Below are 10,604 nucleotides of genomic sequence, written 5' to 3'. Positions count from 1 at the left end.
TGAGAAGTTCTTTGCTGAAAACGGCATCATCGATGCGGTGATTGCGCTTCGAGGCCTGTGAGCGCCATGAGTGACTTCAGCCGAGACGCATTGCGGCGCGATCTGATCGCCGGCCTCACCGTGGCTGCCATCTCGCTGCCCCAGGGCATGGCCTACGCCCTGCTGGCCGGCGTGGATCCGAAATACGGCCTGTTCTCGGCGATCATCGTCACGGCCGTTGCGTCCGTGTTCGGTTCGTCGTCGCATCTGATCAACGGCCCAACCAGCGCGATCTCATTGGTGGTGTTCAGCGCGCTGTCGATCTTCGACGCCGACCAGCGGATCGAGGCGGCCGAGGCGATGTTCCTGCTTGGCGCCATGGTCGGATCGGTGCAGATCTTCATCTCAGTCTTCCGGCTCGGCGATCTCACCCGATACATCTCCGAAGCGGTCATCCTGGGCTTCATGAGCGCTGCCGCCTTGTTGCTGGCGATCGGCCAGATCAGCAACGCGCTCGGCGTGCGTGACAAGGGAAGCGGTGCGCAGCACGTGCTTTACCGATTGTGGAGCACGCTGACAGCGGGCGATGCGGTCAATGGCAAAGCCGTTACCGTCACGGTTGCGACCGTACTGCTCGCGGTTCTGGCGCGAAAGCTGGTGCAGCGCTATCGGCTGCCGCAGTTCGACATGCTGGCGGTGTTGGTCCTGGTCAGCCTGCTGGCGTTTTTCGCGGGCTGGACGGTGCCCGGCGCCTCCGGCAAGGCCGCGATCGCCATCGCCGGATCGGTCCCAGGCAACCTGCCGAGCTTTCATGTTCCGACCGTCAAGCTCGGCTGGGCCTTTGATCTCGCCACGGACAGCGTCGCGATCGCATTTCTGGGCCTGCTCGAAGCGCTGGCGATTGCCAAATCGATCGCCCATCAAACCCGTCAGCCGCTCGATTTCAACCGGCAATGCCTGGCCGAGGGACTGGCCAATCTCGCGGGAGGTTTTTTCCAATGTCTGCCCGGCTCAGGTTCGCTGTCGCGCTCCGCCATCAACTTTCAGGCCGGAGCGGCCACCCGGTTCTCCGGAATTCTCACGGCAGGCTTCGTCGCGATCGCCGTGGTGGCGCTCGCGCCGCTGGCCCGCTATGTCCCGAAACCGGCGCTGGCGGCGCTGTTGCTGCTGACAGCCGTGCGCCTGATCGATCTCAGGCGATTGTCCTATACCCTTCGGGCATCCCGCATGGACGCGGGCGTCGTGATCGTCACTGCGCTGTCGGCGGTGGCGTTCGGTCTGGACATTGCCATACTGATCGGAGTCGCGCTCTCGATCCTGCTGTTCGTGCCGCGCGCCGCGCGGCTGAAGACCGCCGAGCTGTTCGTCGATCATGATAATGTCGTGCGCGAGCGGTTGACGTCTGACGCGAAGGATTGCGGTTTCCTGCTCTATGATCTCGAAGGCGAGCTGTTCTTTGGCGCGGGGCAGGAGCTCGAACGGACGTTGCTTGATGTCCAGCGTAGGGCGGAAGCGAGCGCGAGCCGGCATGTCGTGTTGCGCCTGAAACGCGTGCGTAACCCAGATGTGGTAAGCCTTGAGCATCTGGAGCACTTCCTCAAGCACGCCCAATCGCGGAACCTCACAGTCTGGCTCGCCGGTGTGCGCCCAGATCTGATCGCAGCTTTCGACCGCCTTCGATTTTGGGATTGGCTGCCCCGGGACCGGGTATTCCCGCAAGGAGCCGACGAGGATTCCGCCACGCTGGCAGCGATTCGGCGCATGCGCTCTGAATTGCTCGAGGACGCCGGCGGTTCGGTCCGCAGGCTCTATTATCGCGTCTGACGGGTCTCGGACAACGCGGGTGATCGCCGCAGCGAGATGATTCTACTCGTATGCGTCGGGGGCCATTTGCGAATGTTTCGCGTTACGTCAGTTCTTTGAAAATACAATCCTGGAAATTCATCATACGCTTGCGGCGAAACCTGCCGCGAAATCGATGATCACGGCAACATTTGCAGCGAGCCGACGATGAACAACATGTCGATGAGAACAAGAAGCGGTGCCTTGAGTTTCAGGGCGCCCGTCGTCATCAATCAGCTCGGCCCGGAGCTGCGCGGTGCAATCGTCGATCACTGGTCCCGTCCGTGGATCATCGATCACCCGACGGACCGTCCGCCATGGCAGATTCCTGCCGGCGCGGATGTGCTGCTCACGCGCCCGAATGCAGGTTGGGAGCAAGCGCCGGCGACCAGGCCGAGCGGGTGGCCGTTTGATCTGCGCTGGATCCAGACCGCTTCGACCGGGATTGATTTGTTCCCGCACTGGCTGACGGAGGCGCCGGTCGTGACCACGGGAAGGGGAGTTGCCGCGATTCCGATCGCCGAATATGTAATGGCGGCCATTCTGGCGTTCGAAAAACGCCTGCACGAGCGTCGCGCGTTTGGCAGCAAAGACTGGGGAAAGGGGTCGCTCGGCTCGGTCTACGGAAAAAGAATCGGGATTGCCGGATTTGGTTCGATCGGGAGAGCGGTCGCCGAACGCGCTTTCGTGTTCGGTATGTCGGTAAAGGTGTTGCGCCGATCGGCCTGGCTTGAGCCGGAACCGGGAATTCAGTCCGCCGCGAATATTCAAGAGCTGATCGAGGATGTCGATCATCTCGTGCTGGCCGTGCCGGCGACCTCGAAGACCACGCATCTTGTCAACGCGGAGGTGTTGTCGCGAGCCCGAAGCACGCTGCATCTGATCAATGTCGCGCGCGGCAGGATCATCGATCAGGCGGCCTTGCTGCGGGCGCTGGATACAGGAAAGCTCGCCGCAGCGACGCTCGACGTCACCGATCCGGAGCCGCCGGCCGATGACGACCCGATCTATCGGCACCCGAAAATCGTCCTGACCCCACATATTTCCTGGAGCGGTGGTGAAAGTGCCAAGCTGTTGTCGGACAAGATTATTGCAAATCTCGACGCCTATGCCCGCGGCGCAGCGCTCGCGGACATCTACGACAAGGCCCTGGAATACTAGGTCGAGGCGGAGCCGGGTCCCCGGCCTCGGCGAGACGACGCGGCGATCAGGCGTTGTCGGGCTGTACCCGCCACCGCGTGAAACGCCGCTCCAGGCCTTCGAGCGCCGCGTTGAATGAAAGGCCCATGGCCGTGATCGCGATGATGCCGAAATACATCTGCGGAATAAGGAAACTGTACTGGCCATAGATGATCAGATAGCCGAGGCCGGCCTTGGCGCCGACCATCTCGGAGGCCACCAGCACCAGCATCGCCGCCGCGCTGGCCAGCCGCACGCCGACGAAGATCGTCGGCAAGGAGGCCGGCAGGATCACCTTGGCAAACAACTGCAGCGGCGTCGCACCCATGGTCCGCGCCGACTTGATCAGCAGCGGATCGACCTGTTTGACCGCGGCGATGGTGTTGAGCAGCAGCGGCCAGGCGCAGCTGTAGATCACCATGGTCACCTTCGAGACCTCGCCGATGCCGAGAAGCAGGATGAATACCGGCAGCAGCGCCAGCGGCGCGGTGTTGCGCAGCACCTCGATGAGCTGGCTCAGGGTCTGGCCGAGCCTCTGATACCAACCGATGGCCAGCCCGAGCGGAATGACCACCACCACGGAGATCAGGAATCCGCTGAGGGCGCGAAACAGGCTTGCCGCCACGTGTTCATAGAGTTGGCCATTGAGCGCGAGCTCCCAGCCGGCGCCCAGCACATCGGAGAGCGGAGGCAGGAACGTCGGATCCGTCCATCCGGCGCGCGGCGCGATCTCCCAGAGCGCGAGAAGCGCGATCAGCAGCGCGGAGCGACGCGCGAAAGATTTGAGTCTCCGTCCGGTCGCCGCGAGCGACCGCTTTGGACGGGCAATGCCCGAAGCTAATGCTTCCGACGGCAGTTCGCTCGGCGCAAGCTCGAAGCTAGACATGAGCGGGCTCCTCTAACGGACGCCGCGACCTGCCGGCGAGCGGGTTCGGTCCGCCGGTCTGATCCTGCTCGGTCTTCAGCACTTCGTCCCGCAGCAGCGTCCAGATATCGTGCCGGACGCTGCCGAACAGCGGCAGCGAACGCACATCGTCGGTCTCGCTGTGCAAATCCTCGGGGATGTCGAAGACATGCTTGATGCGGCCGGGTCGCGCCGTCATCACGGCGACGCGCTGCCCGAGTACAATGGCCTCGTCGATGCCGTGGGTGATGAAGACAATGGTCTTCCCGGTGCGGCGCCAGATCCGCAGCAATTCGGTCTGCAGCGTTTCGCGTGTCTGCGCATCGAGGGCTGCGAAGGGTTCATCCATCAGCAGCACCTCGGGGTCATAAGCGAGGCTGCGGGCGATCGCCACCCGCTGCTTCATGCCGCCGGAAAGTTCCTGCGGGTAGCGGTGGGCGAACGCCGACAGGTTGACCAGATCGAGATAATGCCGCGCCTGCTCGCGGCGCTGCTTCTTCCCGACGCCTGCGACTTCCAGTCCGAACTCGATATTCTGCACGGCTGTGCGCCAGGGGAACAACGCGTATTGTTGAAACACGATGCCGCGGTCACGGGCAGGGCCCGTGATGGGGCGGCCGTCGAGCAGAATTCGGCCACGGCTTGGCATGGTCAATCCGCCCAGCAGGTCGAGCAGCGTAGACTTGCCGCAGCCGCTGGGCCCGACCAGCGTCAGGAACTCGCCTGGCTTGACGTCCAACGTGACGTTCGCAATCGCGGTAAAGCTCTGCGTCGGGCCGCCGCTATCGCCGCGGACTGTAAAGTCCATGCCGACCTGATCCAGGCTGATCTTGGCCTCGCTCATTTGACGGCGCCGGTCGTCGACGCCGGCCGGTAGGGGTTGAGTTCGTTGGTATAGAGATCGGCCGCCTTGAGCTGGCCGGGTTTCAGCGTCCCGTCCTTGACCAGCCAGTCAATCCAGATCTGCAGATCGTGATCGCTGATCAGGCCGCCCTGGCCAGATACGCCGGTGCTCTTCCAGTATTTGATTGAGGAGGCATCTTCGTTGCGCTTGCGTTCGGCGATGATTTTCTCGAACCGGGCGCGAACCTCCTCGGGCGGTGCGGCGCGCGCCCACTCGATGGCTTTCGCGATCCCCTCGACCAGCTTGCGCGTGGTGTTTGGGTTTTCTTTGATGAACTTGTCGCGCAGCACATAGGGACCTCCGGTGAAGTCACCGAACAGATCGCGGTCGGAAAACAGCTTGCGGATGCCGCCGCGCTCCAGCGCCTTGTCGCGCAGCACGCCTGCCAGCGTCGTGACCTCGACCTGTCCCTGGCGCAGCGCCTGCTCGCCAGTGACCGGCGGGACCACCACCAGCGTGACCTGCCTTATTTCGTCGGCGCTGAGGCCGCCGCGCGTGAGGTATTCGCGCAGCACGAATTCGAGATGGGCGCCGAGCGTATTGACGGCCACCTTCTTGCCGATCAGGTCGCGTGCCGATTGGATCGGGCTATCCTCCTTGACGAAGAAGCCCTGCCAGGTGTTTTCGTCGGAGCCATAATAGCCGAGCACGGCCTTGATCGGCGCCTTGGCGGCGATCAGCTTGATCACCGCGCCATAGAATGCGCCGCCAATGTCGGTGTCGCCGGTCACCACGGTCTGGATATCCTGCGGGCCGCTGATGGTGTTGCCCACCCAATTGAGTTTGAGCGGCGCCAGATAGCCGAGGTCTTCTGCGAGTTCGGGGAAGGTCACCTGGCTGGCCCAGCCCTGGTAGCGGATCTCGGATTTTTCCAGCGTTTCGGCGGAGGCCTGGCCGACCAGCAAACCGAGCATCGCGGCCAAGGCCATTACACCGGATCTGATCGAAAGACGGGCCATGGCTTGCGCCAACGACAGGCGAGAACGCATCGGGCAAATTCCTTGCGTGAGAGGGCAGGGTGGATGCGCTACGCCGCCTTCGCGGTCGCGGGCTTGACTGTCTTGACGCGAGTGATGCTGCGCCGGCCGTCGACGCTGACGGGCACGTCGCCATCGACCGTGGCGCGGCGCACCACCCGGCGCTGGTCGCCATAGTCATTGACGGCATAATGCTGGGTGGCGCGGTTGTCCCAGATCGCGACGTCGCCCTCCTGCCAGCGCCAGCGCACGGTGTTTTCGGGTGCCGTGATATGAGACTGGAACAGGTCGTGCAGCTTCTGGCCGTCGCTTTTCGAATAGCCAAGGAAACGCTGGGCAAAGTTGCCGAGCAGCAGCGTGCGCTCGGCGGTCTCGGGATGTACGCGCACCACCGGGTGCTCGGTTTCGTAAACGGTTCCGGTGAAGACCTCCTCGAAATGCTTCCTGTCGGCTTCGGTGGCCTGCGAGCGCACCGCCGCGTAATCGTAGGCGTTGCTGTGGACCGCCCAGAGTTCATCAGCCAGGCGCCGCAGCGCCGGCGGCAGGCTTTCGTAGGCGGCGGCCGTGTTCGACCAAATGGTATCGCCGCCGAATTCCGGAATCACGACGCCACGCAGCACCGAGAACTTGGGATAGGCATCGACGAAGGTGACATCGGTGTGCCATTGGTCCGCGCGGCCGCCGCCACGGCCGGAATCCAGTTCCAGGATCGAGGACGTGCCTTTGATTGCACCGACCGTCGGATGCGGCACCAGATTGCCTAGGCGCTGCGCGAAACGCTCCTGCGCGGCATCGTCGAGATGATTTTGGCCACGGAAAAAGATGACCTTGTGACGTAGCAGCAGCTGATTGATCGCGTCGATAGTCTGGCCGGGAAGATCGCCGGACAGACGGACATTGCCGATCACCGCGCCAATGCGACTGGTCAGGCGGACGACGTCCTTTTGAGGAATGGCGGCGTCGATGGTGGATTGAGTCATAAAGCCCTCCTGAGAAGCTGAAGTTGGGAAACCGTTTAACCTTGGAGCACCGGGCTCCGCTGCTGATCGTCGCTACTGGGCCGGCGACGCAAAATCATATGGATCTTTGGGACTCGCGCCGCCGTAAATCGTTCGTACCGGCTCGTGACATTGGCGCCGATGCCGCGTTGGCGCTGGTTCTGCGGCACGTTACTAAAACGGTGGCAGCTACTACCGACGAAGCCTCCTCACGTCGCGATTGTGCAAGATGCTAGCCGATGTCTGCCAAAAATAACTTTCAAACTTGTTGGCCGTTGTAAAACAGGTCCGCCGTCGGCCCGACTATCCGGGGAAGGATGTATAGCGGAGGCGGGAGCGGACCGCTCGGTTCTCGAACCATCTGCGTTGCGTTGCGCGGTTCAGCTTGTCGCCGCGGCATCGAGCGACTGAAAAGTGGGCTATCTGGTTGAAGTCAACGCTTCCCAGAAAGCATTTCAACAGAACGCGTCTCGTCCTGGATCGCAAGTAGCGTCACGCCGGCTTGACCACCGGCCGCCGCCTCATTGTCCAAACAGCAGAAAACTGCGATCCCCGCCGCGGGTATCCCGGGTGGTCTGACTCCAGCCCACGGCGCGACGGTAGCTGCCGAATGTCCCGCTCTGCTTGAGCGCGGCCACATCGATGGGTTGGGGGCCATCGGCGAACGGCGCGACGAACAGCGCGTCTTCCGGGCAGTAAAGCTCACACAGAAAACAGGTCTGGCAGTCATCCTGCCGGGCGATCACCGGCATCCCTTCGGTCTGATCGAATACGTTGGTCGGGCACGCGGTCACGCAGATGTTGCACGACGTACAGGTTTCGGGATCGATGACCTGGATCATTCCGCAGCCTCCGAGAGCGCGGCTTCGGCCTTCGGCCGCGTCGCTGTCCAGACCTCATCAAGGCCGCCGGTGGTGATGTAGTGTCGCTGCCGTTCGTCCTGTTGCGGAAAATCCTCGCGCCGGTGCATGCCGCGGGTCTCCGTTCGCGCCAGCGCGCTGCGATACATCCAGCGGGCGGTCGCCAGCATGGCCGCGCTCTCGCGGGCGCGCAGGATATTCGCGCCGTCGGCGGCGTCGGCCGCGGCGACGTCGCGCCAGAGCGTGTCGAGACGTTGCAGCGAGGCGTGCAGACGATCGGCCTCGCGGAAATAGTTGATGTCGTAGGGGAACACCTCTTCCTGCACCGACTTCGCCAGGGCGGCCGGGCTGAAAGCGCGATCGGGCCGGCTGCGCAGGCCCACGGTACCGGCCCTTGATGATGAGCTTGTCCGCCGCGGACCCGAGCGCAAGGCAAAATTGGCCGCACCGGCGCCGGCGAAGCTACCCGACGACATCGCCCAGGCCGCGTTGTGGCTGCCGCCGCCGGTGAAGCCGCCGCAGATCAATTCGCGGGTTGCCGCATCGCCGGCCGCATACAGTCCGGGCACGCTAGTGGCGCAGCTGTCGTCGGTGATTCTCAGGCCGCCGGTACCGCGGACGGTGCCCTCCAGACGAAGCGTGATCGGGAAACGCTGTGTGAAGGGATCGATGCCGGTGCGGTCGTGCGGCAGGAAGAAATTCGGCTGCGAGGCGCGCATCGTGGCGCGGGTGGCGTCGTCGGCCTTGTCAAGCTGGGCGTAGACAGGACCTTGCTGCAGGGCCCGCGCGATCGCCGAGCGGCCGCCCTTCGAGGCGGCCCCGGGCACCACGCTGCCATCCTCGTAAGTGAAGCTGGCCCAGCCATAGAACAGCGTTTTCGTGACCGTGCCGTAGGCCGGCGCGATCGCGTAGGCGTTGGAGAACTCCATGCCGGTGAAGTCGGCGCCCAGTTCGGCGGCCATCAGATAGCCGTCGCCGGTCAGGACGTTGGAGCCGAGCGTCTTGCTGAGGAAGGCGCAGCCGCCGGTCGCGATTACCACTGCTGGCGCCCGCACCAGCCAATTGTCCCGCTTCTGGCGCCTTGTGCCGGTTGCGCCAGCAACGGCGCCGTTGTCGTCCACCAGGAGTTCGAGCGCCGGGCTGTGGTCGAGGATGTTGACGCCGGCCTGCTTCACGCGCTTGCGCATCAGGCGCATATATTCGGGGCCCTGCAACGAACTCAGCTGCCGGTTGCCATTAGCATCGACCGGATAGGGATAGCCCCACTCGGCAATGCGGTTGCTGTTCTCATAGGTGCGGTCGAGCACGCGCGCCATCCAGCGGCGATCCTGCAGGTAGCCGCCCATCGCCTCGCGTCCAGCCATCGCGGCTTCGCGCTTGGCGGGATCCGGATCGACAAACCACACTCCGGTGCCGGCGGCGGCGGTCGCACCGGACGTTCCGCAAAATCCCTTATCCGCGAGCACCACGCGCGCACCTTGCTCCGCCGCGCTGATTGCGGCCCAGGTGCCCGCCGGCCCGCCGCCGAGCACCAGCACATCCGCGTCGAGTTCGCTGTACCCGCTGCCAGCAGGCGTGCGTTCGGTTCGAGAAGAGGGAGAGTTCATGTTGGCTCCGGAGTTCTCAACTGCTGTCGAGTTTCGCGTCATACTCGTCGAAAGCGAATGCGGAGGCAATTTCAGTTGTGCGACGGTTTGTGCACGATGTTTCCAAGACGGTCGCTGAAAAAAGAAATCTTATGCCGTGGTGGCGCATCGACGTCGCAGTTAGGCAGATGGCTTCGCCAGCTGAGCCGGAACGGGTGCGCTATCTGAATGCGAGAACGAGCACGCTAAGAAACAGGATATGTGCGAAAACCAGTGCCGCCATTTTTGCCTGGTACATTTCATGATCCTCCGGTCACGATCCTCCGCGGCATGGCCCGAAGCTACCTCAACGATCCAATCGGCAGCGGCAAAGCCTTGACCGGAGGTGTCTGCGAGCGAATGACGCTAAAAGCGCTTGGGGAACAGGCCGTTCGCCACGAATTCTCCGACCGGTAGCCGATCGCTTGGCCGCTCCCGGTCCAGGAGGGCGGGCGGCAATTTGGCGCCATCGCCCTTCCGCCCCACAGCGATAGCGATCTCAACGACGAAACCGTCGGGCACGCCGAGAGCCTTGGTGGCGGCCTCGACATCAAACCCGCTCATGCCGTGCGCCGCCCATCCGCCGAGCGCGACCTGATTGGCGAAGTTGGCCCAGGCTGCCCCGGCATCGAAGGAGTGGGTGCGCGAGTAGGCGGGTTCGGTCTTGCCGGGCGGGGTAAAGTCCTTCTTCGAGATCACATAGAGCAGCGCGGCGGCGTGCTGCGCCCATCCCCGATTGAATTCGATCAGTGGCGCAAGAAAAACATCGAACTCCGGCTGTCCGCGCAGCGCATAGAGAAAACGCCAGGGCTGGGAATTGAAGGAGGAGGGTGCCCATCTCGCGGCCTCGAAGAAGGTGTACAGGACGGCATCCGAAAGCGCCTCGTCGGTGAAACCCCGTGGCGACCAGCGATCGACGAATATCCGTTCGGCCGGATGGTCGGTGACACGGTCGGTGCGCGGGGCATTTTGATGGGTCACTGCGCTGTCCTTTTCTCGGTTTTAATAGTTTGCATTCGGGTCCTCGCTGTGGCGGCGGGTACATCTGGCGCGATGCCGGCGCCCGACCTGTTTCCCGTCTGATGCGACCAATTCAGACGTGAGGGCCGAGGAAAGCAACGTAGAAAACGTCGTCCTGATAATCCGCTTGGCGACCGGGTGTCGCGCCAGTTTCTTCGCGCCCTCGCGAGGCCGCTCGGCTAAACCATTCCACTGAATTCGAGATCAGACGGCGGAGCCAATTGACGTATCGCATGAGACCTCCAGGATGAGGATATCGACTGCGCATTAACCGATATCACGGCTGACATCGATACCGACACGGCTAAATGACGTC

9 protein-coding genes are annotated in these 10,604 nt (G+C 63.3%); 2 read left to right on the top strand and 7 right to left on the bottom strand.

Annotation, left to right across the window (positions count from 1 at the left end):
* The first annotated feature begins 66 nt into the window (after positions 1–66).
* The gene (locus ABSG20_RS19865; RefSeq protein ID WP_423866217.1) at positions 67–1,803 is read left to right on the top strand and encodes a SulP family inorganic anion transporter; all 1,737 of its coding nucleotides are present in this window, start codon (positions 67–69) and stop codon (positions 1,801–1,803) included.
* A gap of 195 nt (positions 1,804–1,998) precedes the next feature.
* On the top strand, positions 1,999–2,982 hold the full coding sequence (locus ABSG20_RS19860; protein WP_423866216.1) for an NAD(P)-dependent oxidoreductase: 984 nt from the start codon (positions 1,999–2,001) through the stop codon (positions 2,980–2,982).
* A gap of 46 nt (positions 2,983–3,028) precedes the next feature.
* On the opposite strand, the gene ABSG20_RS19855 is transcribed toward ABSG20_RS19860, so the two are convergent.
* The 7 genes from ABSG20_RS19855 to ABSG20_RS19825 all read right to left on the bottom strand — a co-directional run bounded on the left by ABSG20_RS19855 (position 3,029) and on the right by ABSG20_RS19825 (position 10,249).
* Positions 3,029–3,886, bottom strand: a complete 858-nt coding sequence (locus ABSG20_RS19855) for an ABC transporter permease (RefSeq protein WP_423866215.1) — start codon at positions 3,884–3,886, stop codon at positions 3,029–3,031.
* Positions 3,879–4,748 (bottom strand): ABC transporter ATP-binding protein, encoded by an 870-nt coding sequence (locus ABSG20_RS19850; protein WP_423866214.1) that lies wholly within the window; start codon positions 4,746–4,748, stop codon positions 3,879–3,881. The genes ABSG20_RS19855 and ABSG20_RS19850 overlap by 8 nt, the downstream gene beginning before the upstream one ends.
* Positions 4,745–5,797 (bottom strand): ABC transporter substrate-binding protein, encoded by a 1,053-nt coding sequence (locus ABSG20_RS19845; RefSeq protein ID WP_423866213.1) that lies wholly within the window; start codon positions 5,795–5,797, stop codon positions 4,745–4,747. The genes ABSG20_RS19850 and ABSG20_RS19845 overlap by 4 nt, the downstream gene beginning before the upstream one ends.
* 38 nt (positions 5,798–5,835) lie before the next feature.
* Positions 5,836–6,765 carry a TauD/TfdA dioxygenase family protein gene (locus ABSG20_RS19840; protein ID WP_423866212.1) on the bottom strand — a complete coding sequence of 310 codons (930 nt, stop codon included), beginning with the start codon at positions 6,763–6,765 and terminating at the stop codon, positions 5,836–5,838.
* Positions 6,766–7,304: 539 nt separating this feature from the next.
* Positions 7,305–7,625 (bottom strand): 4Fe-4S dicluster domain-containing protein, encoded by a 321-nt coding sequence (locus ABSG20_RS19835; protein WP_423866211.1) that lies wholly within the window; start codon positions 7,623–7,625, stop codon positions 7,305–7,307.
* Positions 7,622–9,250 carry an FAD-dependent oxidoreductase gene (locus ABSG20_RS19830; protein WP_423866210.1) on the bottom strand — a complete coding sequence of 543 codons (1,629 nt, stop codon included), beginning with the start codon at positions 9,248–9,250 and terminating at the stop codon, positions 7,622–7,624. The genes ABSG20_RS19835 and ABSG20_RS19830 overlap by 4 nt, the downstream gene beginning before the upstream one ends.
* A gap of 384 nt (positions 9,251–9,634) precedes the next feature.
* Positions 9,635–10,249, bottom strand: a complete 615-nt coding sequence (locus ABSG20_RS19825) for a nitroreductase family protein (RefSeq protein WP_423866209.1) — start codon at positions 10,247–10,249, stop codon at positions 9,635–9,637.
* Positions 10,250–10,604: the final 355 nt, after the last annotated feature.

Source organism: Bradyrhizobium sp., assembly GCF_049512235.1.
In the GTDB taxonomy this organism is placed as follows: Bacteria; Pseudomonadota; Alphaproteobacteria; order Rhizobiales; family Xanthobacteraceae; genus Bradyrhizobium.
Note: the sequence above shows the minus strand (reverse complement) of the source record. Positions and strands in the feature narration are given on the sequence as shown.

Bases quoted from the DNA above. Each gene is read 5' to 3' on its own strand.
- ABSG20_RS19865 (WP_423866217.1), top strand. From the start codon at position 67: ATGAGTGACTTCAGCCGAGACGCATTGCGGCGCGATCTGATCGCCGGC.
- ABSG20_RS19860 (WP_423866216.1), top strand. From the start codon at position 1,999: ATGTCGATGAGAACAAGAAGCGGTGCCTTGAGTTTCAGGGCGCCCGTC.
- ABSG20_RS19855 (WP_423866215.1), bottom strand. From the start codon at position 3,886: ATGTCTAGCTTCGAGCTTGCGCCGAGCGAACTGCCGTCGGAAGCATTA.
- ABSG20_RS19850 (WP_423866214.1), bottom strand. From the start codon at position 4,748: ATGAGCGAGGCCAAGATCAGCCTGGATCAGGTCGGCATGGACTTTACA.
- ABSG20_RS19845 (WP_423866213.1), bottom strand. From the start codon at position 5,797: ATGCGTTCTCGCCTGTCGTTGGCGCAAGCCATGGCCCGTCTTTCGATC.
- ABSG20_RS19840 (WP_423866212.1), bottom strand. From the start codon at position 6,765: ATGACTCAATCCACCATCGACGCCGCCATTCCTCAAAAGGACGTCGTC.
- ABSG20_RS19835 (WP_423866211.1), bottom strand. From the start codon at position 7,625: ATGATCCAGGTCATCGATCCCGAAACCTGTACGTCGTGCAACATCTGC.
- ABSG20_RS19830 (WP_423866210.1), bottom strand. From the start codon at position 9,250: ATGAACTCTCCCTCTTCTCGAACCGAACGCACGCCTGCTGGCAGCGGG.